Origin of the sequence: Acinetobacter sp. GSS19, from assembly GCF_028621895.1 — a bacterium.
Lineage (GTDB): Bacteria > Pseudomonadota > Gammaproteobacteria > Pseudomonadales > Moraxellaceae > Acinetobacter.
In genome coordinates, this window is sequence record NZ_CP117520.1 from 2,216,381 (window position 1) to 2,242,443 (window position 26,063).

Consider the following 26,063-nt stretch of genomic DNA (forward strand, 5'->3'; position numbering starts at 1 on the left):
ACTAAATAAAATTTGTGGAGGATTGTAGCAACTGAGAGTCTAGGAAACATCGGCATAAAGCTGATTTTCGAGCTCTTTCAGTGCATCTGTATAATCTTGAGGCGAACCGAAAGCTTGAATAATTTCGACAATTGACCCCATTTGATTGAAGGGTGGAACATGCAGAATTTTCACATCCTCAATGGGTTCAATGCCCTGATCCGCATACTTGTCTAAAAGCGCATCAAGGACTTGTCGTGCTTGCTCGTTATACTTGGTGAAATAATTGCGTTTACGCACATTGTTCGCCCGTTCTTTTTTAGTCAATGCGGGCTGGTCATAGGCGATATGACAAATCAAATCAAAGGCATCAAAGTCCTTCCCTACTTCATCTTCCAGTGCTTCAAAAATAATGCCCTGCTTTTTAAACTCTTCAATAATCAGTGACTTTTTCTCGGCACCTTTCCATTTACGCAGGAAAGTATCCAGCGACTGATAATCTTTAAGAATATGCTGACGGGTGTAATCTTTCAGTGACTCGGTGACTAACTTGCCATCATTATCATAGAATTGAACACGCTCACCAATCACATTGACCGCGACACCATCAACCACATATTTTTTGGGTGCTTGGTCATCTTGAGTATCGTCTGTATTTGTACCCGATCCTGAATGGGTTGAACCTTGCTCTGATTGCTCTTCTGTATCGACAATCTGTTCTTCATCTGGAGGAATCACCGACTCATCCCCCTTGGGTTCAAAAATCACCACTGGCTCACCATCAAAGGCAGGATCGCTAAACAGTTCAGTGGCCTTTTTGAAGTCCATAATCGTGAACCAAGTCTTGCCGAACTCTTCATTAATCCGCGTACCTCGTCCTATGATTTGCTTGAATTCAGTCATGGACTTGATGTGCTGATCGAGCACAACCAATTTGCAGGTTTGAGCATCAACACCAGTAGTCATCAACTTGGAAGTGGTGGCAATCACAGGAAAACGCTCTTCAGGATTAATAAAATTATCCAGTTCAGCTTTACCTTCTTTATCATCGCCGGTAATACGCATCACGTACTTACGGTTTTCTTTTACTCGCTCCGGATTCAGGTTCACCAATGCCTGACGCATACGTTCTGCATGATCAATATCATCACAAAACACAATAGTTTTTGCGTAGGGATCCGTCTTGGATAAAAACTCGGTAATCTTCTTCGCCACCAATTCAGTACGCTTTGTCAGCACCAGATTGCGGTCCATATCTTTCTGGTTAAAGATGCGGTCTTCAATTTCATTGCCGTGTTTATCTCGCTGTCCCTTCGTTGGTCGCCAGCCTTGTAAATCCTTGTCTATATCGATGCGGATCACTTTATACGGTGCAAGGAAACCATCCTGAATCCCCTGTTTCAGGGTATAGGTATAAACAGGTTCGCCAAAATAGGTGATATTGGAGGTGTCTTTGGTCTCCTTTGGCGTAGCGGTCAAACCTACGTGAGTTGCGGAGCTAAAATATTCCAGAATCTCACGCCATGCAGAATCTTCCTTGGCACTGCCACGATGACATTCATCAATCACGATCAGGTCAAAAAACTCAGGTGAAAATTGTTTGTAGATGTTCTTTTCTTCTTCCGAACCTGTCACGGCCTGATACAGAGACAAATAGATTTCATAGCTCTTATCAATTTTACGGTTGGTGATTTTCGCCATGTGCTGGCCAAAAGGTTTGAAATCATTATTTTTGGTTTGATCGACCAAAATATTGCGGTCAGCCAGGAATAAAATCCGCTTCTTCGCACCTGACTTCCATAAACGCCAGATAATTTGAAAAGCGGTATAGGTTTTTCCTGTACCCGTTGCCATCACCAGTAATACTCGGTCCTGTCCACGCGCAATCGCTTCAATGGTCTTGTTAACGGCATTCACTTGATAATAGCGAGGGGTTTTTCCTGTACCATCATCATAGTAGGGATATTCTACAATCTGTTTGGATTGTTCTGATTCAATCCCATGGTATTGTTCGTAGAGTTTCCAAAGATGTTCCGGAGACGGGAACTCATCGAGGGATAACTCTTGTTCAACGGCACCAAACAACCCCGTGTGATCATGGAACAGGAACGCATCGCCGTTGCTAGAAAATACAAAGGGAACAGCAAGACTATCTGCATAACCCAATGCTTGCTGCATACCAGCACCTACACTGTGGTTGTTATCTTTGGCTTCAATAACAGCTAATGGAATATTCTTTTTATAGTACAAGACATAATCTGCGCGCTTCCGCTCGCCACGGGTATGCAGCTTCCCACGCACCATGATTTGACCATTGGTGAAAGTCACCTCTTCACGGATTTGCTGAGCAGTCCATCCTGCCTTCTCTAATGCAGGGTTAATAAACTTGCTGCAAATATCACGTTCAGAGAGCTTTTTCTTGTCCATCTGAGAGACTACCCATTATTTATTGTGTTATTAATCAAGTAAACAGAATACTCAAAAATGGAATATTAAGAAAGCAGGTAAATCCCAGATAAAAATAAAGTTTTTGAGGTATGTAATTCAATCTAGAAAATATTCATTTCTATGGATACCAGCTTGGATACCGAATTAAACTATGTCTATAGAGCGTAACCAATACTGTAACCGTAACTAAAATGCCGTCGTTAAAAGATGCTTTTTCAGACTAACCTAACGACTAACCAGTATTTTGCTAACCAATTACAGCATCCAAACATACTTATTCTCGGGTAAAGCTTAGCAACCTTAAAAAGTGCGCAAAAAAAAATAGGCTTTTCCGTGCGCACGTTGCTGCGCACCAGTTATTTGCGTACAAACTTTTAAAGTATAAATAAAAATAGCATTTTCCATGTTCACCTAACTGCTCACCTGTAAGTGTTCACCATTCCAATTTAAAAAACGCACCTTCCCATGAAAACCAGGCTTGGAAACCTGAAGAAGTTCGCAGTAACAATATGGTGTTGCGTGCGAACCTATCCGCGAACCATTTTTGAAAAAATTACACTAGCACGTGGTCTGCTCCGAAAAATCTTTTTATAGGGGAAACCATTAATTCTAAATTTCAGGTTTTAACATTATTAAGTCATGGCTATTATCTAATGATCGTTTCAAATGAATTAAACTTGAAACATTAAATTACTACCTATATGCTCTTATATGGTTTACAATTTTTAAATATTTTAATATTTCGTAAACCGACAATCATCAGGAGGTCAGCATGTTTGGTGAACGATTGCTACGTGCCCGATCCTCTAATGGGCTTTCGATGAAAGACTTGGCTAATCAAGTTGGTTTAAGTGCCAACATGATTAAGAAGTATGAACATGGCGATAGCTTGCCCTCTTCTGACATATTGCTAAAGTTGGCAAAAGCTTTAAATTTACGCGTGGAATACTTCTTTCGGCCTGTCAAAATTAGTTTAGGACAAATCGAATACCGTAAAAAAGCGAATGCTTCACAAAAACAACTTCAGTGCATCAAGAATGATGTTCTTGACCAAGTTGAGCGATGGTTTGACCTATCAAACCAGTGGCCTGTATTTCCTGTTCCTAACTTTAGCCTTCCAACCTGTGTACCTAATCTCATACAAAGTTTAGATGAGATAGAGCAACTCGCTGACAACTTGCGTCAAGAATGGCAACTAGGCTTTGATCATATCACTGACCTCATTGACTTATTAGAATCTCGAGGTATTTTAGTGGTGGTCAGTAATGCTGTCGCCGATGGTTCTGTCGATGGCTTACAAATGCATGCAAATCATAAACCTATTCTGGTTGTTTCTGGCCACGTATCCGGTGATCGTCAACGCTTTACCCTAGCACATGAACTGGCACATTTACTTATTCATGGGCACTTAGCCGAAAATATTGATGAAGAAAAAGCATGTCACCGCTTTGCATCAGCATTTTTATTGCCTGCTATTGCGTTACACCAACGTTTAGGTAATCGGCGCCATAATATCGAACTACAAGAATTGTATTTGCTTAAGCATGAATTCGGAATCAGTATGTCAGCTTGTGCTTACCGCGCCAAAGAACTAGGCATTATTAATGAATCTCTGCATAAAAGAATCATGATTAAGTTCAGTAAAAATAAATGGCGCCAACAAGAACCTGGTGAAGCATATCCACAGGAAAAAACCACTTTCTTTCGTCAATTAGTTTTTCGCGCCTTAGCAGAAGAGATAGTTAGTGACAGCAAAGCTGCAGAACTACTCGGAATCTCATTAATTGAGTTGCGTCAAGTGCGCAAACTGGAGCTGTTAAATGCAGCTTTTAATCAGTGATGCCAATATTCTGATTGACTTACATGATGGCGGATTATTGCCATACATGTTCAATCTACCATATGAGTTTGCTACACCAGATATTTTGTTTATGGAAGAGTTAGCCTCCAGCCATCCAAACTTAGTCGGATTAGGACTGCGATTAAAAACCATCCAACCTGAATATATGCATTATGCTTTTACACTGAGCGATAAACACCCAAAAGTTAGCACCAACGATTGTCTAGTTTTGTCATTAGCGAAACAAGAAAAATGCACTTTGCTTACAGGTGATAGACGCTTAGTTAATGTAGCAGAAAAAGAAGCCGTTATCGTTAAAGGTACTATTTGGCTAGTAGAACAAATGGTAAAACATAATATCATTACAGTTGATGAGGCTAAAGTAGCCTATCAACAAATGGAGTCAGCTGGTAGCCGATTACCTTTTTTGGAGGCACATAAAAGGCTAAATGAATTATTAGCAAATTAATGTTTCAAGAGTCTCGTCAAACAAGTAAACCCAAACATAACTTTTTTACTTGTTGGTATTTTTGTTGGTACTTATTAAAATGTAAAAATAAATATTATTATAAATCATAATATTATAACGAAAAACCGGCACACTCTCTCACCGCCAAGATTCAGTTCTGAAACATACTTCAGAATCTAAAAAGGCTTAAATCTACTAAAGGATTTGAGCTTTTTTATTGCCTTTTGAAATCCATTCTTTGAGTAAAAAATAAAATTCCTCGTACTTAGAAATAATTCATCACCTCAATTCCACAGTCGCGGAATTCATCAATATAGATTTAACTCGAATATCAAAAATAAATGAAAATTCCATCAAATTTCACCTCCTCTCTTTTACGTCTAGATACATGTTCAGACTAGAACAATCTGCGTATTTTTTGCATGCTTAAAGTGTCGTTATGGTTTTGGAAATTTCTCATTACATCCACATCAGGAGAAGCGTATGAGCCACAAACACAATATAAAAAAAGACGAACAGCGTAAGGAAGCTGAAGAGCGGCAAAAACTGCACCAAGAACGAGAAGAAAAAGAAGCACAAGAAAAAGCCGATTTACCTGATCCCGAAAAATCACGTCCTTACGTCAAATATCACTAAGCAACTTCCTGAAACGTCAGTCTCTCATCAGAAAGTTTGAATCCAGCATTCAAACTTTCTATTTTGTAGTTGTTTAAATTTCTACCTAGTTTTTATGGGTATTTTTAAAATGAAATAAATGTGTTGCAAGAAAATTCATTTATTTTTTATCTGGTGAAATTTTAATTGCGGTTCTACCCCCTGATCAATTAAACAAAAAACAACCAACCATTAATCCACTCGCTTGTATTTTGAATCGATTTCGGTAAAATTCACGCCACGTTGCCGGCATAGCTCAGTTGGTAGAGCAACTGACTTGTAATCAGTAGGTCCACAGTTCGAATCCGTGTGCCGGCACCATTCCTTTCTCGCGTTGCTTTGACTAAAACACTCTCGCGTTCAGCACTATGACTCAGCTGCCCTCTCTGCAGAAATTTGCACATAATTTAGACAACCTTCACGATAAAGCTTGTCACACAATTTTGCTGTCATCAGAATTTTAAATCCATCCAACCCCGCTGCTTTCAGTGCTGTTTTTGCTAACTGATCAACATAATTTGCAAAACCGGCCAATACCGCTTCGGACAAATCGGTGAATTGGCATCGGCTAAATCCCGACTCGAATAACATCTCTTCCGCTTGCTGCTGCTCCGGTAAAGTGTCCACATCGATATCTGCCGCTTTCAGTAAATAGCGATATTGAAGCTGTTTAAAGGAAGATAAAGTCTGCCAGCGAGGTGAACGCACCAAATAATGGAACGCTAAACGCCCTTGGGGCTTAAGCATACGGTGAGCAACGTTCAGAAATTTACTGAAGGGATGATGATAAGCCGCATCGATGCACAAGATGACATCGAAAGCCTGTTCTAACTCAGGTTCTCTCAGTTGCATAAAAGACGAGGCATAGATTGCATCTAATCCCGGAATGCACTGCTGTTGAATTTGCTCAACGCAGGCCTTTTGTAATTCGACGGCACTAAAATGGCTTAAATGGTAATGCTGAGACCAATGGAGCAGACTGGCACCTTGGCCACAGCCTAAATCCAGCACATGATCTGTGGCTGTTAAAGCAATAGCCTGTGCCAACTGATCAGCCAACTGGCGGCAGGCTTCGGGATATGATCGCTGCTGTGCCGACCAATATCCCAAATTACTCCAAGCGAGTAAGGACTCATCTCCCAACAACGTGCTATTAATCGCATACTTATGCTGAGGAAATAAAGCCTGTATCGTCTTGCGTAGTTGCATGCTGCTTTAATAGCCTAACTCGGGTGCCACCTCAATATGCGGTTTCAAGCCGACAAATGGCAATGGTGCCCCTAAAATTTCAGCAATTTTCATCGCTGAGGTCACGGCGGACTCTAAAATTGGCAAGCCATCACATGACCAGGAGCCACAGTAAAAGACTTTACGACCAAGTTGTAAATGACGTTGCTGCAATTCTTGATTCAAAGCGACAGTTTCGCGATCAACTACGGCACGAGTTAAGGTCACAGAAGAAATAATTTTCTTAGGATCAATCGGAGTGACAGGACGCCATGTTTGGAATACTGGTGTCTTACCCACCAAGCTTGGCTCAACAGCATTAATCCATACGGTAAATTGCTGACGGGTAAATTGACGATCCATCATATAGCTCAATGCAGACCAGTCCTTACGGCGTGGTGGCATCACCGATGGATCAGTATGCACCACCAGATCACCTTGCTCGAAACGGAATTTGCTCAGTAAAGCCAGATCATCAGCAAACTGTGGTGTATTCAGGAATTCTGCCATTTTCGTTGTTGGCGTCGCCACCACGACACGGTCAAACAGGTAATGCTTGCCCTGCATCGTTTCAACCCGTACCTGTTCATCCTGCTGTTCCACATTGACTACAGGCGATGCGCTGTGCAGCTCGATATCTTGAATCAAACGGTCGACCAGAGCCGGTGTTCCACCTTGCAAACGCAGTAATGCTTCACCATCCGTCAACTGGCGCAAAAAAGTCAGTAAAGGCTTGGCAGGCCATTCACCAATGGTTTTGGGATCACAGGTACAGATGGTATAAAGCACCGGCATGATCGCACCGTGCCAAAACACTTCTTCAATATCATGCTGTTGAATGAATTCATTCAGCGTGATGTCTTGGTCTTTGGATTTAAAAAATTTGTGCAGTGCTGTCTTTAACTGCAACATGCCTTTGACCAGACGCCAGCCATATTGCTTGATGCCTTTACGGTTATTGATAATCGGCAAATTACCAATCCGGGTACGGCTGGTGGTCAGCCATGTCTCGGTACGATCTTCAAATAACCAGCTGCACGCCATATAGGTGCGCACCGGAAAGGTTTTCATGCCGAGATGCGTGGCCAGGCTGAGGGTGTTTTTCCATAAATTCGGATTCATCACACGCAACGGTGCATCAATCAACCCACCATCAAATTCGATACTATGGCTATCCATGCCGCGACCCGGCAGCGCCTCAAAAATCGTAATATTATGTCCCGCATCTTTAAGAATTCTTGCGGTAGCTAAGCCAGCCATGCCACTACCAATAATTGCAATATCCAAAATTATTATCCGTGAGTGAACTATTTTCTCGATTATGAACCATACTTTTTAGAAAAACTGTATTAAAAAATGCCAGTTTTTTCTTTTTCCCTATACAGGCCTTTTTTACATTTTATTGTACTTTTCTGATATCTAGCGAGTGCCATAACATGATCAAAGATAAATGAAAAATTATAAAAATTTACATATTTATAAAAAATACTTTTAAAAAATGAACACTTAATTTAACTATTTTTTTATCATACATTTTACAATGTCAGCCGAGTTGGTTAAGATAGCCTGCAAAATAAAAATTGATAACTACATCACACTATCTACAATAAATAATCAGACCAACGCGACAAAACAAGAAACTTAGCAGCGCATAAAATAAAGAAGCCCCTACCCAAGTAGGCGCTTCTTGCTTTTTTTCTCACTTAGCTCAATACCAATACAGGCCAATACGGCGTTATTCAGTTGACGCTATCACACCAAATTTACCACGATGGAAATCTTCAAAAGCCTGGATAATTTCTTCTTTGCTATTCATCACAAATGGACCATAGCCCTGAATAGGCTCATTCAATGGGCGGCCAGTCAGTATCAGGAATTTACAGTCCTGCTGTGCATTAAGCTGTATCGCTGCTTCACCATCCTGAGCGAAAATCACCACGGAATGATCCTGCACTTTTTGTGTATCATTCAGCAGCATTTCGCCTGCCAGTAAAACCAGTAAAACGGTGTGATCCACTGGAACATGGATCAATTGGCTATGTCCGGCTTTTAATTCCACATCCCAGACATTGATTGGGCTAAAGGTAGAAGCGGGTCCGCTCTGCTGCGCGTATGCTCCGGCGATCACTCGCAGTTGACCTGCAGCCTGCTCAAATGTAATCACTGGAATATCCTGCGCTTGAATGGCCTGATAGCGGGGTGGCGTCATTTTATCTTTCGCCGGAAGATTCACCCAAAGCTGAGCCATTTCAAATAAACCGCCACGTTGTGCATATGCTGCAGAATGGAATTCTTCATGCACCAGTCCTGCTCCTGCGGTCATCCATTGTACGTCACCTGCTTGAATTGTACCGCCACCGCCACTTGAATCCTGATGGCTGACTTCTCCCTGATAGGCAATGGTCACGGTTTCAAAACCGCGGTGAGGATGGGAACCTACGCCATGACGCTCTGTCGTCGGTGCAAATGAATACGGTGCGGCATAATCCAATAACAAGAATGGGCTAATCGCCTGTCCTAAACGGTCATAGGAAAACAAGGTACTGACCGGAAAGCCATCCCCGACCCAATGCATTTGCTGGTTACGGTAAAGACCCGCCACTTTCTTCATCTGTTTTGTTCCTTGAGCCAGAATCTAGGTACTTGAGGGTTATGCTAAAGCCTTCTAGGCTCTGGCAATAGTCCATTCACTGACACACATCGTGTCATTAATGAGACATCTTGCCCCTTTGATTTCCCATACACCCCAATCTAGAAATTTGATCATAAAAAAACACCCGGAATCTCGGTTCCGGGTGTCGTTTTTGATTCAGGATATAGTCAAATCTTACCAATCAGGTCAATCGACGGTGCCAAGGTTGCCTCACCCTCTTTCCATTTGGCAGGACATACCTCACCTGGATGCGTATGCACATATTGGGCTGCTTTCACTTTACGTAGCAATTCCTGGGCATCGCGACCAATACCGCCAGCATTGATTTCAATAATCTGAATCTTACCGTCTGGATCAATCACAAAAGTTCCACGATCAGCCAAACCGTCTTGCTCAATCAACACTTCAAAGTTTTTAGCCAGCGTCCAGGTTGGATCGCCCACCATCAAGTATTGGATTTTTTTGATTTCATCCGAACTATCATGCCAGGCTTTATGGGTAAAATGTGTATCGGTTGAAACCGAATAAATTTCTACGCCAAGCTGCTGAAATTCTACATAGTGATCTGCCAAATCACCCAACTCCGTCGGACAAACAAAGGTGAAATCCGCCGGGTAGAAAAATACCACCGACCATTTGCCTTTCATATCGGCTTCCGAAATTTCTACAAATTGGCCATTGTGATACGCAGTTGCCTGAAAGGGTTTTACTTCGGTATTGATTAAGCTCATTCGATATTCCTCAATTAAATGACTTGGATTGCTTCTGTTGTGAAGCCAGAATACGAAAGATTTAAAAACAGGTAAAACCGTAGTTTTTTATAATTTTGATCGTTATTTTAGATTTTAAATTCAATTACACCTTCGTAATCGCCATATTTTAGAATTTTAATGTTTTTACAATACAAATAAAAAACCCTCTCAGCAGAGAGGGTTTTGATCAGCTTCCAATCAGTTAAAATGGAAGATCATCATCTAAATCGGCAGGTGCAGGCGTTGGCGCAGCTTGAGGAGCCTTCGGCGCGAAACCACCTGGGTTGTTATTGCCATAACCGGTGTTTTGGCCATATGACGGGTTCGGCTGGTTCGCGTTATTATTTTGCTGGCCATAGCCGCCTTGCGGGTTATTATTAAAACGAGGCTGATTAAAGCCTGTATCACCACCCATACCCTGCTCGCCTTGTGGGCGGTTTGAGTCCAGCATCTGCATTTGTTCACCACGAATTTCCGTAGTGTAACGCTCCTGACCATTTTGATCTGTCCACTGGCGGGTACGCAATGAACCCTCAATATAGACTTTTGAACCTTTGCGCAAATATTGCTGTGCGATTTCACCTAAACGGTTATGTAATACAATCCGGTGCCATTCTGTTTGTTCTTTTCGCTCACCGGTATTTTTATCCATCCAGGATTCACTGGTCGCAATTGAAAATTGAGTTAAAGATCCACCATTTGGAAAAGTTTTAGTTTCTGGATCACGTCCCAACGTACCGACTAAAATTACCTTATTAACACCACGCATCTGCTTTCATCTTCCTATTCAATTCTATCTTTTACTTTATAAGAGTTATGCTTAAATGGCTACCTCTTTCCCCAATAACTGCGTCAGGCTGTGTCGAGCTGCATCATCAATCAATGCCTTGTCGACCTTCACAAACGCGACGTTTTGATCAGGCATCACCACAACTTCTTCAATACCATGAATGGCCAGTAATTTTGAAGTCCACTCATCTGTTTGTCGGGTTTCCGGCAAACGGAACACCATGGAAGATAAATAGCGCGGTTGCTTCAGGGTAAAACTAATCGCCAGCCAAATCACGGCGAGCACAGCCAAGAAGGCCCAACCTTGTCCTTGGTTTTGCAGGGTGAGCAAATGACCACCGAGCATCCCGCCACAAAATGCGCCAAGAAACTGTCCGCTGGCATTGACCCCCATCGCGGTTGCTTTCGATTGAATTGGGGCTGCTTTGGATAGCCAGGAAGGCAACAGTGCCTCCATGACATTAAAAGCAATAAAGAATAGCCCCAGACCGGTCAACAAGCCATATTTAGATTGATAACCCCACGCCATCACAATGAGGCCCAGAATGATTCCCGTAATCGCAGTCAGGAAAATGCCGCGCATTTTGCGATATTTTTCCGCCAAGATAATACTCGGGAAAGCGAAAAACATGCTGATGACCAACAATGGCAAATACACCCAGCTATGATGTGCCAAAGGTAAACCTGCATACTGGATCAACTGACCCGGTACAAAAATAAACATCGCAGTCAGCAATAAATGTAATGCAAAAACCGACAGATGCAGGCGGTTTAAATCTCCCATACGGACCACTTCGGCCAGCTGTTTGCCATAGCCCTGCGCAAAATTACGATGATGGCGCGTCACTTTCGGCACCAACAACATCATAAAACAGGCGGCAATGCCCATAATGGTCGTCACCCAAAACAGGCCGGAAATTCCCACCAGTGAGGTCAACCAAGGCCCCATACTGAATGCCACCACAAAGGATAAACCAATACTCATCCCCATCACGGCCATGGCTTTGGTACGGTGTTCTTCACGCGTGACATCGGACAGCAAAGCCATGACGACTGCAGAGACTGCCCCCCCACCCGCAATCGCTCGCCCGGCAATCACCCCATAAATCGTCTCGGACATCGCGGCAATGGCTCCACCCAAGGCAAACATCAACAGGCCAAACACAATCAAAATCTTGCGGTTATAACGATCGGCAATCAGGCTAAAAGGAATCTGTAAAATGGCTTGGGTCAAACCATAAACGCCCACGGCCAAACCGATTAGCCCCGGAGTCGCATACTGATAGGACTGCCCTGCAATTGAAAATACCGGGATAATCATGAACAGACCCAACATGCGCAAGGCAAAAATACTGCTTAAAGCAAAAGTTGAGCGACGTTCTAAAGCATTCATCATATGTCAGCTTGTCATAGATTCGGGGAAATAATCTGGCTATTGTAATTCAAGCCAATGCTCACTGCATAAAAAAGGGTGCACTGCAGCACCCTGATTTTATATTTTTTTACAACAATTCAGTTAACCCAAGCGGTCTTGCTGTTTGCGGTATTGAATTGATGCAATTACCGCCCACACGATAAACGCTACGCCAATCAAACCTGTCACGACTTCAGGTACATGCACACCCGTACCACTAGCGAGCATAATAAAGGCCAATGCACCGATTGCGTAGTGAGCGCCATGCTCCAAGTAGATGTAAGCATCCAATGTGCCTTTCTCTACCAAGTAAATGGTCATCGAACGGACAAAAATCGCACCGATTGCCAAGCCAAGCATAATAATGACGACATCACTGGTAATTGCAAATGCACCAATCACACCATCGAAACTGAACGATGCATCCAGGACTTCAAGATAGAGGAAGCCACCGAAACCTGCTTTCACCACACCCTTCGCTGCACCATTCACATCTTGGGTCACGGCATTGCCATTTTCATCAATTTCCGGTTCACCACCGAGTAAATGGCTCAACACCTGCACACCGATATAAATCACGATACCCCAGATCCCCGCCATAGTCACGGCCAAGCGGACCTCTTCGGCCACGTTTGCCGCCATCACCAACAAGGCAATCAGTGCAAGAAATACTGACATCGCCGGTACATTTGCCAAACTGGATAAACGTCGCTCTAGCCAGTGGAACCAGTGCGTGTCTTTACCTTCATCCAGGAAGAAATTCAGGAACACCAACAGCAAGAAAGCGCCACCAAAGGCTGCAATTTCAGCATGATGCGCCATCAAACGTTCCGAATAGGTTTTCGGGTCATTCAGCGCCAGCTTGGCCACTTCGATCATGCCCATATCTGCCGTGACTGCGACAATCACCACCGGGAAAACCAGACGCATACCAAAAACGGCAATCAGGATCCCTACAGTCAGGAAAATCATTTTCCAAAAATGATCCCAGCCACGAAGGACAGAGGCATTCACCACGGCGTTATCGAAGGACAGTGACACTTCCATCACTGCCAGAATGGCCGTAATCGTCAGTGCGGTCAGCATGGTAGTCAGACCTGCTTCAGGGCCGTGGGTATAGCCCCAATAGGCAGCGAGTATGAGACACACCACCGTAAACAATATGGAGAAACGAAAATGCTGCATAGAAAAACCTATTCGCAAGAAAAAGAGCCAGCTCAGTGGACGTCACTGATACTAAAAAAATTGAATGGCACCATTATGACGCGTTTTAAGGATTTTAGCGAAATACGACTTGTGTAAATTCTTAAAAAAACAGCAACCTTCCAATGTAGCCAATGTCATAAATTCACTCGACTCGAGCTACGCAGCCACACATAAAGCAAAAATGTTGCCATACTTTCATCACATCATGCTCACATCCACTGGGTTATGCTTAAGCCATGATGCAAGTGAATCTATGGGTGACATGGCTGAAAATATCAGCCTGTTCCTCCGTGGAGATACCTTGAGAATTACATGCCTTTTCATGGAATGATCGATTAAACTTAACCCTATGATGCCTTGAACCTGCGGGAACAAGCCTCATATCCATTGTCTATTTAACGAACTGGGATCATTATGAGCCAAAGTCACATCCGTATTCGTGGGGCACGCACACACAACCTAAAAAATGTGTCACTCGACATTCCACGCGACAAATTTGTGGTGATTACGGGACTGTCTGGCTCAGGTAAATCCTCCCTGGCCTTTGACACTTTATACGCAGAAGGCCAGCGCCGTTATGTTGAATCCTTGTCAGCTTATGCACGCCAGTTTCTTTCACAAATGGAAAAACCGGAAGTCGACTCGATTGAAGGTCTGTCGCCAGCGATTGCCATTGAACAGAAATCCACCAGCCACAACCCCCGTTCTACAGTAGGCACCATTACCGAAATTTATGATTACCTGCGCTTGCTCTATGCACGCGTAGGGACACCGTATTGTCCTGAGCATGATTTGCCGATGGTGGCACAGACCATCAGCGAAATGGTGGATGCCGTTAAAAGCTTGCCAGAAGGCACAGCGCTCATGCTGCTGGCTCCCGTTGTGCGTGAACGTAAAGGTGAATACACCCAGCTATTTGAACAGTTACAGGGCCAGGGTTTTGTTCGTGCGCGTGTCGATGGTGAAATTGTCGAGATCGATAGCGTTCCAGAACTGGATAAAAAGAAAAAACATACCATTGAAGTGGTCGTGGACCGTTTCAAGGTACGCGATGACTTAGGTAACCGCATTGCGGAGTCCTTTGAAACCGCACTACGTTTAGGCGGTGATCTTGCAATTTTGTCCTGGATTAATGCAGAACATCCGGATCGGGTCTTTTCAGCAAAACATTCCTGCCCCCAATGTGACCGTGCTGTAGCCGAACTAGAACCGCGTCTATTCTCTTTTAATAATCCTTATGGTGCCTGCCCAGTCTGTGATGGTTTAGGAACACGTAGCCATTTTAGTGCGGAAAAGCTGATCCCGAATCCGAGTGTTTCGATTAGCCAGGGTGCCATTCGTGGCTGGGATCGCCAGCGTCCTTATTATTATTCGATGCTGCAAAAAGTAGCCGAGCATTTTGGCTTTTCTTTGGATACGCCTTGGCATGAATTGGATAAAGATACCCAGAAAAAATTCCTTCATGGCACCGGCAAAGAAAAAATCGACCTGAGCTATACCGATGAGCGTGGCCGTCGCCATAATCGGGTGATTCCATTTGAAGGGATCTTGCCGCATCTAGAACGCCGTTACCGGGAAACTGAAAGCAACTATGTGCGTGATGATCTGGCCCAATACCTCTCCAATGCAGCCTGTGACGCCTGCGATGGCTCACGTCTGAATGAAATTTCCCGTAACGTCAAAATTCTGGATAAAACCATCAGCGCCATCACCAAGATGTCGATTGGCGATGCCGAAGATTACTACCAGAACCTGAAACTGGACGGGGCGAAAGGTGAAATTGCCGACAAGATTTTCAAGGAAATCCGTGAACGCTTGCACTTTCTGGTCAGTGTCGGCCTGAATTACCTCAGTCTGTCACGTTCGGCTGAAACCCTATCGGGTGGTGAAGCCCAGCGGATCCGGCTTGCTTCACAAATCGGTGCCGGCTTGATGGGCGTGATGTATGTGCTCGATGAACCCTCCATTGGTCTGCATCAACGTGACAATGACCGCCTACTACAGACCTTGATTCGCCTGCGTGATCTTGGCAATACCGTCTTGGTCGTTGAGCATGATGAAGATGCGATTCGTGCTGCCGACCATATTATTGATATTGGCCCAGGTGCCGGGATCCATGGTGGTCATATCATCGCCGAAGGGACTGCAGATGAACTGGCCAAACATAGTGACTCGCTCACCGGTAAATACCTGTCAGGTATGCTCAAAATTGCGGTTCCAGCGCAACGAAAACTGCCACCCAATCCAGAACACTACATTAAGCTCAATGGAGCTTGCGGACACAACCTAAAAAATGTCGATCTGACGCTGCCTTTAGGGGTGATGACCTGCGTCACGGGCGTTTCCGGTTCAGGTAAATCCACTCTGATTAACCGGACACTACTTCCGTTAGCGGCAACCCAACTGAATGGTGCAACCACGCTCACCGCTGAGAAATTTGATTCGATTGATGGCCTGCAATATCTCGATAAAGTCGTGGATATTGATCAAAGTCCGATTGGCCGTACCCCGCGTTCCAACCCGGCCACCTATACCGGTCTGTTTACCCCGATCCGTGAACTGTTTGCCCAGACCCCTGAAGCCAAAGCCCGCGGTTATACCGCCGGTCGTTTCTCCTTTAATGTACGCGGCGGGCGCTGTGAAGCCTGTGAAGGTGATGGCATGATCAAAGTGGCCATGCATTTCCTGCCGGATATGTATGTGCCTTGCGATGGCTGCCATGGCAAACGCTATAACCGAGAAACGCTGGAAGTCAGCTACAAAGGCCGCAACATCTCGGATGTACTGGAAATGACCGTTGAAGATGCTGCCCAGTTTTTTGATGCTATTCCGGTGATTCACCGTCGTCTGGAAACCCTGATTCAGGTGGGACTGGGCTATATCAAGCTGGGACAGGCAGCCACTACCCTGTCAGGTGGTGAAGCGCAACGGGTCAAGCTAGCACGTGAATTGGCCAAACGTGATACCGGTAAAACCCTGTATGTCTTGGATGAACCTACCACAGGTCTGCATTTCCATGACATTGCCAAGTTACTCGATATCCTGCATGAACTGCGGAATAAGGGAAATACCATTGTGGTGATTGAACACAATCTGGATGTGATTAAAACCGCTGACTGGATTATCGATTTAGGCCCTGAAGGTGGTTCAGGGGGTGGACAGATTATTGCCGAAGGTACACCTGAGCAGGTCGTGGAAGCTGCGATCTCTCATACCGGTCGCTTCCTGAAACCCTTGTTGAAATAACAGGATTATTGCCTACCATACCCAGACACAATAGATCGGATGGTGAAAATACAGCATAAGTGTAAAAGCTGAGTTTAAGTTAAGTCAGAATCCCGGTCTTAAGCCGGGATTTTTTTATCCTCACTAGATGCTTTAATCATCAGGACTGATCAAGCACCACGCCAAATGACGAGTTGTTTTTTTCTGCATCAATCAAACAAAAAAAAGCCCAACCTTGGGGAAGTTGGGCATATAAAATGAAAAGTCACATTTTGGAGAATCAAAAATTTCCCACGTCACTGGAAATCATTCGACATCGCTATTATGGGAAATTCTTCACACAATGTAAATCCGATTAATTTAATCAGATTTAAAATCTCTATCGAAAATAAGAATAGAATGCTTGATCGATCACAAAACACGCTTTTGTTGAATAACTAATATACAAAAAATTACATTTTTAAATAAAATTAATAATTACTTCATCAAAATGAAACAAATAATTTTAAATTAATGAATTTAAATTCATCTCATTGATAGTTTTTAACATTCAATTTTTAATAGATAAATGTTTTATCCAATGATAAAAAACAAGGATTAACAACTAAATTACAGAGGTTTTAAGACAAAAAAGCTTTTAGCTAATTGTAAAAACTCGTTTTTTCCAAGTTGACAAGATTTTTTACAATAGAACAATTTTTAACCCAAACAAAATTAAAGCTAAAAATCTAATTTTTAAACATTTTTAAGCTTATTGACTTAATACATTGTTACAATAAAATGAAATTGTATGACTTTTTTGTTGTTTTTATAACAAGGACTATCGCTATGAAAAAACTCGGTTTAGCCACTGCATTATTATTAGCCATGACCGGTGCTCAAGCTTATCAATTCGAAGTACAAGGTCAATCTGAATACATCGATAATACTGTAAATGACAAAAATTTTACTGGGGCAGTTCAAGGGACTTACTATCTTAAAAATGTAGATACCTCTAAAGGCCCATTGGCTGAAGCTGCATTCTTGAATCAAGCATCAAACGTTTCTTTAGCATATAACTATGGTGAGTATGATGAAGATGGCGCGGATCTTGTTTCACACACTTATGGTGCTAAAGCAGAAGCTTACATCCCAACTCAAGTAGTACCTGTATATGCATCAGCATCTTACAGCCACACACATAATGATGCTAAAAATGTATTAGCTGCTGATGCTGAAGGTAATGGTGACCGTTACGCATTGGAATTGGGTGCAGTGGTTGTGCCAAACTTCTTAGTTGCAGTAGGATATACTAGTGTTGCAGATACATATGCACTTGATACTTTTAAAATCCTCAATGGCGGCGTAGCTAAAGCAGGATTAGAAGCAGCTACAATCGCTGATGATCAAGATGCAATTACTGCACGCACAAAATACGTGGGCAAAATTGATGGTACCAACATGGCGATCGGTTTCGAAACTGGTCTTGTCTACGGTGAAGATACCGCTTACGAATTAAAAACTGATTTGTATCTCAATCCACAACTCAGCGTGGGTGCTTCTTACGCAGAGTCAAGCTATGACTTCTCTCCAAGTAAAGCTTGGGGTGCTAATGTAAACTACTTCATCACTCCAGCAGTGGCTGTTGGTGCAAGCTACGTAAATGCTAACGATGAAATTGATAACGTTGACACTCAAACAGTTGGCCTAAATGCTAAATTCCGTTTCTAATTCTTTAGAAACCCATAAAAAAGGATCCATCTAGGATCCTTTTTTATTTCTCTGTTGCTTAGTTTGAACATTTGGAATTCTATTTGAGGGTGAATGCACAATATATTGTAACGCCACAAGACGCGATACAATTAAAGCCAGGTACATGACCCCACAGAACATCTGCAACATGGCAATCACACGCGCAGGCGGCGACAATGGCATCAAATCCGATAGCCCCGTTGCGGATTGCAAGCTAAAACTTAAGAACAGCAGATCGAGCCAGCTTTGCACACTTTGCAGCTGGTTGGGATTCTGAAAACTTCCTGGTAACAACAATTGGCAAATATTATATAAAAAGGCAAAACCCCAAGCCATTAAAGTAAATGTGGCTCCTGCTGCGAATAATTCATCTTTAGTGAGATAACGGTCTTGGAACATGTATCTCAACAAACCATAGGCCGCGCTAAAGTAAGCACTCGCTTCAAACACATGGGCCGTAATCTGAATCGGTAAAGCCGCATACCCCAACAAAATCAGCAGCGAAAAGAAAAAAGCCCCGATCACAAAGAACAGGCCTAACAGAGTATAAATGGGCGTTTGCCGGATCACTTTAGCAATAATTAACAGTGCCAGCACTCCCACAGACCAGCTCAGAGCACGATAAGTAGGACTACCATTGGTTAACAAGGCCAAAATCAAAATGAATAACTGTACGAGCAGCAACCAGGCTGAAGGTAAATGCTGAAAATTTTGCCCAAATCTTTTCCACAGCCAAAGCATAAGAACTCACCTTTATTTTCTATTTCTATCCTGACCGGATTGAAACATAAAATATGAGCTCTGCCTGCTTATAACCTGGTGTCATTTTTGTAATAAGCGATGAATAAAAGGCAAAAAACAAAAAGCCCCGATCTTGGGGCTTTTTGTTAAGTTTGGGTTAGATTAGTGGTCGCTAGCGCCAGAAGCACCGATACCAGTCATCGAACGTACAAACTGTGAGTTGAAGCGAGCTTGTTCTGCTTTTGCACGTGCAGAGCCATCAGTCACAGAGAACAACCAGCAGCACACGAAAGACAAGGTAATAGAGAACAATGCCGGGTTACCATATGGTAGTGGAGCTTGGTCAGAAATCTTCAAGGTATCTACCCATACTGCTTTGGTTAAGCAGATCAAGACTACCGCACTGATAAGACCAGCCAAACCACCGATCACTGCACCACGAGTCGTTAGACCACGCCAGAACATTGAAAGCACAAGTACTGGGAAGTTTGCAGATGCTGCTACAGCGAATGCCAAACCAACCATGAATGCAACGTTTTGTTTTTCGAACAAGATACCCAAGACCATCGCGAAGATTGCAAGACCAACAGTCGCCATCTTAGAAACACGAAGCTCAGATTCCATTGTCGTCTGGCCTTTCTTGAAGACGTTAGCATACAAGTCGTGAGAGATTGCAGATGCACCAGAAAGTGTCAAACCAGCAACTACCGCAAGAATCGTTGCGAACGCTACAGCAGAGATAAAGCCAAGGAACAAGTTACCACCAACAGCATGACCCAAGTGAACCGCAGCCATGTTGCTACCGCCAAGCAATTCAAGTTTGCCATTCAACGCAGTTTTCGCAGCATCGATGTATTGTGGATTTTGAGATACGAACAGGATCGCACCAAAACCAATGATGAAAGTTAACAGGTAGAAGTAACCGATAAAGCCCGTTGCCACAACAACTGATTTACGTGCTTCTTTCGCATCTTTAACCGTAAAGAAACGCATCAAGATGTGTGGAAGACCTGCCGTACCGAACATCAATGCAAGACCTAGAGAGATCGCATCAATTGGGCTCTTCACAAGAGAACCAGGGCCCATGATCTTGGTTGCTTCCTCAAGAGAGATATTACGTACTTGAGAGAATACGTGGATCGATTGAGTGAACATTTCGCTGAAGCTGAAACCCACTGACTTCAATACCATGAAGGCCATGAAGGTTGCACCACTGAGCAGCATCACCGCTTTAATGATCTGTACCCAAGTTGTTGCCAACATACCACCGAAGATTACGTAAGCCATCATGAGGAAGCCCACGATTACAACCGCGATGTTATAGTCCAAACCGAAGAGTAGTTTAACCAGCTGACCTGCACCCACCATCTGTGCAATCAGGTAGAAAGCAACGACGAACAATGAGCTGACCGCTGCCATTGCACGAACTGGTTTTTCTTCTAGACGGAAAGACACTACGTCAGAGAAGTTATATTTACCCAGGTTACGTAGACGTTCTGCGACCAAGAACAATACGATTGGCCAGCCGACCATGAAGCCAAGAGAGTACATCAAGCCATCATAGCCTGAGTTGAACACCATTGCGGAAATCCCGAGGAAGGATGCCGCTGACATGTAGTCACCCGCAATTGCCAGACCATTCTGGAAACCACTGATACCACCACCGGCAGTATAGAAGTCTTTGGTCGATTGAGTCTGCTTAGCTGCCCATTTGGTGATAAACAGCGTCAAACCAACGAAGATGACGAACATGATGATCGCAGTCCAGTTGGTTGGCTGTTTCTCAGCCGTACCTTCCAGTGCCGCAGCCATTGCATTGCTAGAGAGTAATGCAGCTGAAGCAACAAGTGCTGAAGCTTTAAGTGAAGTCCAATTCATTATTTACGATCTCCTGCGTGGGTGATCATTTCTACTTCACGCATTGCTTCTGCGTTGAGCTGATCAAAAGCGCTATTGGCAATGGATGAATAGACCCAGCACAATACGAATGACGCTACAATAACACCCAAACCAAGTGGAACACCCCAAGTAATTACACCGCCGCTGAATGAGCTATGTAAGAATGCTGGGTTATATGCCACTAATAAAATAAAACCAATGTAAATGAACAGCTGTAACGCAGTTAAACTCCAACTGAGACTACGCTTTTTGCTGACAAGTAACTTGAATTTCGGATTTTGTAGAATTCTTTCTACTTGAACCTCATCCATAACCATGCTCCTTTGCTGCGACCAACCTTGGCCGCATTTTTAATTCGTATTTTCATTGTTAAAATTAACAATGTTACCTAGTATTCGTAACTTAGACTTTGGTCGTTAAATTTTGATCAATTTGATCAACAGGTATGTTTCGGCTGAGGTATCATGAGCACTTGGTTTGGAACATCTTGGCATATGAACAGTTGGCTTATTATTGGGGCACTTGCCTTATATATTCTGGTGCTCTTTATTTGCGCCTTTTTTGGCGAAAAACATGCAAGCCGTCTCAGCACGCGCGGGCGAATGTTACTCTTTAGTCTAACCCTCGGTGTTTACTGTTCATCCTGGACCTTTTATGGTGCCACCGGTGCTGCGGTACGTGAAGGTATCATCTTTTTACCCATTTACCTCGGCCCACTGCTATTTGTCGCGATTGGTTATGATATCTGGCGACGTCTGGGACGTGTCCGTCAATATCATGCCATTTCTTCCATCGCTGACTTTGTCGCGGCCCGTTATGGCAAAAGTGGACCTTTAGCGTCACTGGTGACCATTCTGGCCGTCATTGCCATTATTCCTTACCTTGCGCTCCAACTTCGTGCGATTGCACTCAGTGCAGCCGTTATTTTAGATCAAAATGCACACCTCCATTCCACCACCAACAGTGTCTTGTTCCTCACTGCGATTCTAGCCATTTTAGCCATGCTGTTTGGTACACGACAAATCGCCAATACCGAGCAGCATGGTGGTCTCATGTTAGCGGTTGCATTTGAATCTTTTGTGAAATTATTTGCGCTGTTATGTGTCGCCGTGTTTTTCTTGTTTGAAGCACCGGAAAATATTGCACAGGTCTCCGATGACGTTGCCATCACTTTCCAGGAAGTGCAACTGTTTGGGGTACCGGAAACGTTCTGGGTGCAAACCTTGCTGGCTGCACTGGCGATTATCTGTCTGCCACGCCAATTCCATGTGGCCGTGGTCGAATTACGTGATGAAAAACATATCCGCGGTGCACGGCGCTGGTTTGCCACTTACCTCATCCTGACCACTATCGCGATCATTCCGATCGCTAGCTGGGCCTTGCATGCCGCACCAGAATACCTGTCGATTCCGGATGTTGCAGTACTCTCCCTGCCGCTCAGCTACAATCAGGACTGGTTAACTCTGCTAGCCTTTTTAGGAGGCTTTTCTGCATCAACCGGCATGCTACTGGTTTCTTCGGTTGCCCTGTCAATTATGCTGAGTAATGACCTGATAATGCCAGCACTCTGGCGTTTGGGCTTGTTGGCCCGTCACGATAAACGTCTGCCTTTGGTACTGAAATTTACCCGTCGCGTCTGTATTCTCGCCGTGATGTTACTCGGCTTCCTGTTCTTCCATTTCTTTAATGATATTGACCAGTTATCGGTCTTTGGATTGTTGGCGTTTAGTGCGGTAGCCCAATTTGCACCAGCCTTGATCGGTGGTCTCTACTGGCGTGGCGGCAGCCGTCAAGGAGTATATGCTGGCCTGCTGGTTGGTTTTTGCATGTGGATTTACACCCTGCTATTGCCCACGATATTACGCAGCCTGCCCACAGAATATACGGCTTTTGCCCATGAGTTCCTCAACGCGGGTCCTCTAGGCATTAGCTGGCTACGCCCTGAAGCATTGCTAGACTTTCAGTCTTTTGCACCGCTGACCCATGGGGTGATGTGGTCTTTGGGTCTCAACATCATTTTATATATTTGGGTATCGAAAGTTTATCGGCCAAGTGTGGCGGAACAGATCCAGGCGGAAAGTTTCTTTTACTACGACACCAAACCGTTACCCTCACAACCAACTTCAGGTGATATCAGCTATCTGCACCATGATGCACTGCGTCTAAAAGTAGGCGATCTCATTACCCTGGCCAAACGCATTACAGGTGAAGGTCCCACCACGCAAGCGTTCCATCAGTTCTGTGAACAGAATAATGTCGTACTGAATGAAAACAGTACAGCCAATGGTATGTGGTGGCGTTTTACCGAGCAATATCTAGCGGGTACGATTGGCGCCGCTTCGGCACGTACTTTATTGACTACAGCCATGGTCAATAATGGCTTGGCATTGGGTCAGGTCGCAAATATTCTGGATCAGGCCTCCCAATGGCAACGTTTTAACCAGAACCTGCTAATGACCATGATTGACCATATGACCCAAGGGGTTAGTGTGGTTGATGAGAACATGTGTCTGGTGGCCTGGAATAACCAATATCTCAAGCTTTTTGATTACCCGAAAGATCTGGTCTATGTGGGTTGTCCGATTGCCGACCTGATTCGCTACAATGCAGAACGTGGCGAATGTGGGCCAGGTTCAATCGAAGAACACGTACGTAAACGGGTGAACTGGATGAAAGTCGGCAGTGCACATGAGTTTGAACGCATTCGTAAGGATGGTCGTGTCATTCAGATGCGCGGCAATCCGATTGAAGGTGGTGGTTTCGTGACCACCTTTGCCGATATTACCGCCTTCCGTGAAAACGAGGCGGTACTGGAAGCCCATGTGCGTGAACGGACCCGACAGTTGGCCGATGCACTGACTGAACAGCAATTGGCACGTGAACAAGCCGATAAAGCCAACATGTCGAAAAGCCGTTTTATTGCCGCAGCCAGTCATGATCTATTGCAACCTATGCACGCAGCGCGTCTGTTCAGTACCGCATTGGAACAAAGTGTGCATTCTGATGAAGATCGCCACACCTTACAGCAACTGGACCGTGCCTTGCATGGCGCAGAAAGCATGCTGTCTGCCCTGCTGGACATTGCTCGTCTGGAAGGCGGTACTATACAGCCGAAACGTCAGGCCTATCCCCTGCATGACTTACTCAGTGATCTGGAACTGCAATTTAAATCGATTGCCGCACAGCGCAATATCCGCTTTAGCGTCCACGATGTCCAGTTCTGGATTGACACAGATCCGCAATGGATCCGCCGCATTATCCAGAATTTTGTCAGCAATGCCTTGCGCTACACGGCCAAAGGTCGTGTGGTGGTTGGCGTTCTGCGTTCAGCGGAAAAACCCGGACATATCCGTATCGGGGTTTGGGATACAGGCCCCGGGATCGCTGAAGAACAGCGTATCAAGTTATTCCAGGAATTTGAGCGTTGTGGTCACACATCACCTTGGGGCGAACAGGGCTTGGGACTTGGTTTGGCCATTGTACAACGCATGACCAGCATGCTGGACTATCCGGTCCATGTCTACTCCGAGCTCGGCAAAGGTTCCTGCTTCATGATTGAAGTGCCCGTGGTTGCAGCACCAAAAGTGATTGCCGCACCGGTACAAGCCGCACCGCTAAAAACCAAAGCCTACCGGATTTTGTGTTTGGACAATGATGAGACCATTTTGGAAGGCATGTCGACCTTACTCAGCAAATGGGGCTATCAGGTGTTTAAAGCCACTGAACCCGAACAAGCCGCCGAGATTATTCGTCAGGAGAACATTCAGGTCTGGCTGATTGATCAACATCTCAACCATAATCAGCTCGGACTGGATTTCATTCTGCAGCACCGTCAGCCCGAAGTTCCAATTGCACTGATCACCGCGGATTCGGATCCTGAACTCCCACAGCGTCTGAAAGATCTGAATATCGTGTTGTTGAAAAAGCCATTGAAACCCGCGTCCTTACGCTCCTGGTTGTCCGGTTTGAAAATTTCCAGCTAAATCAATTCACCATAATAAAAGCCCATCTTCAGGATGGGCTTTTTATTGGACGATTTCTCTCATTCACTCTACGCAGAGAACCCCAAAAAGAAAAAAGCCTCGATCGAGGCCTCTTTCTCAATATCGAACAAGTCCTGTCTCAGACTTTTTTCTCTTCAATATTCAGTGCCTTAATTGCCAATACCGCTTGTGTACGGTTTTGTACACCCAATTTACGGAAAATAGCGGTTACATGCGCTTTAATCGTAGCTTCAGAGACATCAAGTTCATACGCAATCTGTTTATTGAGCAGACCTTCGGCGACCATCATCAAAACACGGAACTGTTGTGGTGTAAGGGATTGAATCCGCTCAGCTAGTTCAGTCTCATCTGCAGCACGCGGATCAAAACTCATGTTGGCTGGCAGATTTGGTGGCAACCAGATTTCACCTTCAAGTACCTGACGGATCGCTTCACCGATATGACTTGGGTGTGCAGACTTTGGAATATAACCCATCGCGCCATGTGCAATCGCACGCTGAATAATTGAGGCTTCTTCGTGTGCAGAGACCACAATGATCGGAATAGATGGATATTGTGCGCGTACATGCACCAATGCGGAAAAACCTGAAGCACCTGGCAAGTTTAAATCGAGCAAGACCAAATCCGGTTCAGGTCCCTTCTCCAAACGTTCATAAAATTCATTTACTGCAGCAGTCTCATGAATTTGCGCTTGCGGTAAGCTATAACGAACAGCTTGAATTAAAGCATGACGAAACAGGGGATGATCATCAACGATTAAAATATTCATAAGCGGAGCGAGAAATCTCTAGCACAGTGCCTACTATTCTAACCACACTCAAGCAGTTTAGGATATGCCAATCGCACCTATTTTTTGTACTAAACGTAGATCAAATCAACAAATCCGTATTTATTCGCTGGTTTTACAGGCGATGAAAAAACAAATCATATTTTACTATAAAACAAATCATCTTAAATGAAACACTTAGCTACATACAGGATAAATATAAAATTCAAATAATTAGAGGAATATTCCCCGCAGTTTTCACGATA

General features: G+C 44.2%; 18 protein-coding genes and 1 tRNA gene. 7 read left to right on the top strand and 12 right to left on the bottom strand.

All coding sequences use genetic code 11. The features are described from left to right. Window positions 1–39: 39 nt before the first annotated feature. On the bottom strand, window positions 40–2,406 hold the full coding sequence (hsdR, locus tag PGW99_RS10640) for an EcoAI/FtnUII family type I restriction enzme subunit R (protein WP_273777653.1): 2,367 nt from the start codon (window positions 2,404–2,406) through the stop codon (window positions 40–42). Between the two features lie 793 nt (window positions 2,407–3,199). Between hsdR and PGW99_RS10645 the strand changes: the two genes are divergently transcribed. The 4 genes from PGW99_RS10645 to PGW99_RS10660 all read left to right on the top strand — a co-directional run bounded on the left by PGW99_RS10645 (window position 3,200) and on the right by PGW99_RS10660 (window position 5,711). Next, window positions 3,200–4,267 (top strand): ImmA/IrrE family metallo-endopeptidase, encoded by a 1,068-nt coding sequence (locus PGW99_RS10645; protein ID WP_273777654.1) that lies wholly within the window; start codon window positions 3,200–3,202, stop codon window positions 4,265–4,267. Further along, entirely contained in the window at window positions 4,248–4,736 is a 489-nt protein-coding gene (locus PGW99_RS10650; RefSeq protein WP_273777655.1) for a PIN domain-containing protein, read from the top strand. The genes PGW99_RS10645 and PGW99_RS10650 overlap by 20 nt, the downstream gene beginning before the upstream one ends. A 483-nt stretch (window positions 4,737–5,219) precedes the next feature. Beyond that, on the top strand, window positions 5,220–5,372 hold the full coding sequence (locus PGW99_RS10655; RefSeq protein WP_273777656.1) for a hypothetical protein: 153 nt from the start codon (window positions 5,220–5,222) through the stop codon (window positions 5,370–5,372). Window positions 5,373–5,635: 263 nt separating this feature from the next. Beyond that, window positions 5,636–5,711, top strand: a tRNA-Thr gene (locus PGW99_RS10660). 45 nt (window positions 5,712–5,756) lie between these two features. Here the strand turns inward: PGW99_RS10660 and PGW99_RS10665 are convergent. The 7 genes from PGW99_RS10665 to PGW99_RS10695 all read right to left on the bottom strand — a co-directional run bounded on the left by PGW99_RS10665 (window position 5,757) and on the right by PGW99_RS10695 (window position 13,410). Beyond that, window positions 5,757–6,599, bottom strand: coding sequence for an SAM-dependent methyltransferase (locus PGW99_RS10665; RefSeq protein ID WP_273777657.1), 843 nt, complete (start codon window positions 6,597–6,599; stop codon window positions 5,757–5,759). Window positions 6,600–6,605: 6 nt separating this feature from the next. Further along, the gene (locus PGW99_RS10670; protein WP_273777658.1) at window positions 6,606–7,904 is read right to left on the bottom strand and encodes an FAD-dependent oxidoreductase; all 1,299 of its coding nucleotides are present in this window, start codon (window positions 7,902–7,904) and stop codon (window positions 6,606–6,608) included. Window positions 7,905–8,352: 448 nt separating this feature from the next. Continuing rightward, on the bottom strand, window positions 8,353–9,228 hold the full coding sequence (locus PGW99_RS10675; RefSeq protein WP_273777659.1) for a pirin family protein: 876 nt from the start codon (window positions 9,226–9,228) through the stop codon (window positions 8,353–8,355). 209 nt (window positions 9,229–9,437) lie between these two features. Further along, entirely contained in the window at window positions 9,438–10,001 is a 564-nt protein-coding gene (gene ahpC, locus PGW99_RS10680; protein ID WP_273777660.1) for an alkyl hydroperoxide reductase subunit C, read from the bottom strand. A 223-nt stretch (window positions 10,002–10,224) separates the two neighbouring features. Next, window positions 10,225–10,791, bottom strand: a complete 567-nt coding sequence (gene ssb, locus PGW99_RS10685; protein WP_273777661.1) for a single-stranded DNA-binding protein — start codon at window positions 10,789–10,791, stop codon at window positions 10,225–10,227. Window positions 10,792–10,842: 51 nt separating this feature from the next. Then, window positions 10,843–12,207 carry an MFS transporter gene (locus PGW99_RS10690; RefSeq protein ID WP_273777662.1) on the bottom strand — a complete coding sequence of 455 codons (1,365 nt, stop codon included), beginning with the start codon at window positions 12,205–12,207 and terminating at the stop codon, window positions 10,843–10,845. A gap of 120 nt (window positions 12,208–12,327) precedes the next feature. Further along, on the bottom strand, window positions 12,328–13,410 hold the full coding sequence (locus PGW99_RS10695) for a DUF475 domain-containing protein (RefSeq protein ID WP_273777663.1): 1,083 nt from the start codon (window positions 13,408–13,410) through the stop codon (window positions 12,328–12,330). A 435-nt stretch (window positions 13,411–13,845) separates the two neighbouring features. On the opposite strand from PGW99_RS10695, the gene uvrA reads away from it, so the two are divergent. After that, entirely contained in the window at window positions 13,846–16,677 is a 2,832-nt protein-coding gene (gene uvrA, locus PGW99_RS10700; RefSeq protein WP_273777664.1) for an excinuclease ABC subunit UvrA, read from the top strand. An 807-nt stretch (window positions 16,678–17,484) separates the two neighbouring features. Then, complete coding sequence (gene omp33-36 / locus PGW99_RS10705) at window positions 17,485–18,366, top strand: porin Omp33-36 (protein WP_273777665.1); 882 nt, start codon at window positions 17,485–17,487, stop codon at window positions 18,364–18,366. A 30-nt stretch (window positions 18,367–18,396) separates the two neighbouring features. Here the strand turns inward: omp33-36 and PGW99_RS10710 are convergent, their stop codons facing one another. From PGW99_RS10710 to PGW99_RS10720, 3 genes are all read right to left on the bottom strand, one after another. After that, entirely contained in the window at window positions 18,397–19,128 is a 732-nt protein-coding gene (locus PGW99_RS10710; RefSeq protein WP_273777667.1) for an ion channel, read from the bottom strand. Between the two features lie 162 nt (window positions 19,129–19,290). Continuing rightward, window positions 19,291–21,006: a cation acetate symporter gene (locus tag PGW99_RS10715; RefSeq protein ID WP_273777669.1), complete on the bottom strand. Its 1,716-nt coding sequence runs from the start codon at window positions 21,004–21,006 to the stop codon at window positions 19,291–19,293. After that, window positions 21,006–21,338: a DUF485 domain-containing protein gene (locus tag PGW99_RS10720; protein WP_273777671.1), complete on the bottom strand. Its 333-nt coding sequence runs from the start codon at window positions 21,336–21,338 to the stop codon at window positions 21,006–21,008. Before PGW99_RS10720 ends, PGW99_RS10715 begins: the two co-directional genes overlap by 1 nt. 183 nt (window positions 21,339–21,521) lie before the next feature. Between PGW99_RS10720 and PGW99_RS10725 the strand changes: the two genes are divergently transcribed. Continuing rightward, window positions 21,522–25,010, top strand: a complete 3,489-nt coding sequence (locus PGW99_RS10725; RefSeq protein ID WP_273777673.1) for a hybrid sensor histidine kinase/response regulator — start codon at window positions 21,522–21,524, stop codon at window positions 25,008–25,010. A 139-nt stretch (window positions 25,011–25,149) separates the two neighbouring features. On the opposite strand, the gene PGW99_RS10730 is transcribed toward PGW99_RS10725, so the two are convergent. Further along, on the bottom strand, window positions 25,150–25,800 hold the full coding sequence (locus tag PGW99_RS10730) for a response regulator (protein WP_273777675.1): 651 nt from the start codon (window positions 25,798–25,800) through the stop codon (window positions 25,150–25,152). Window positions 25,801–26,063 lie beyond the last annotated feature (263 nt).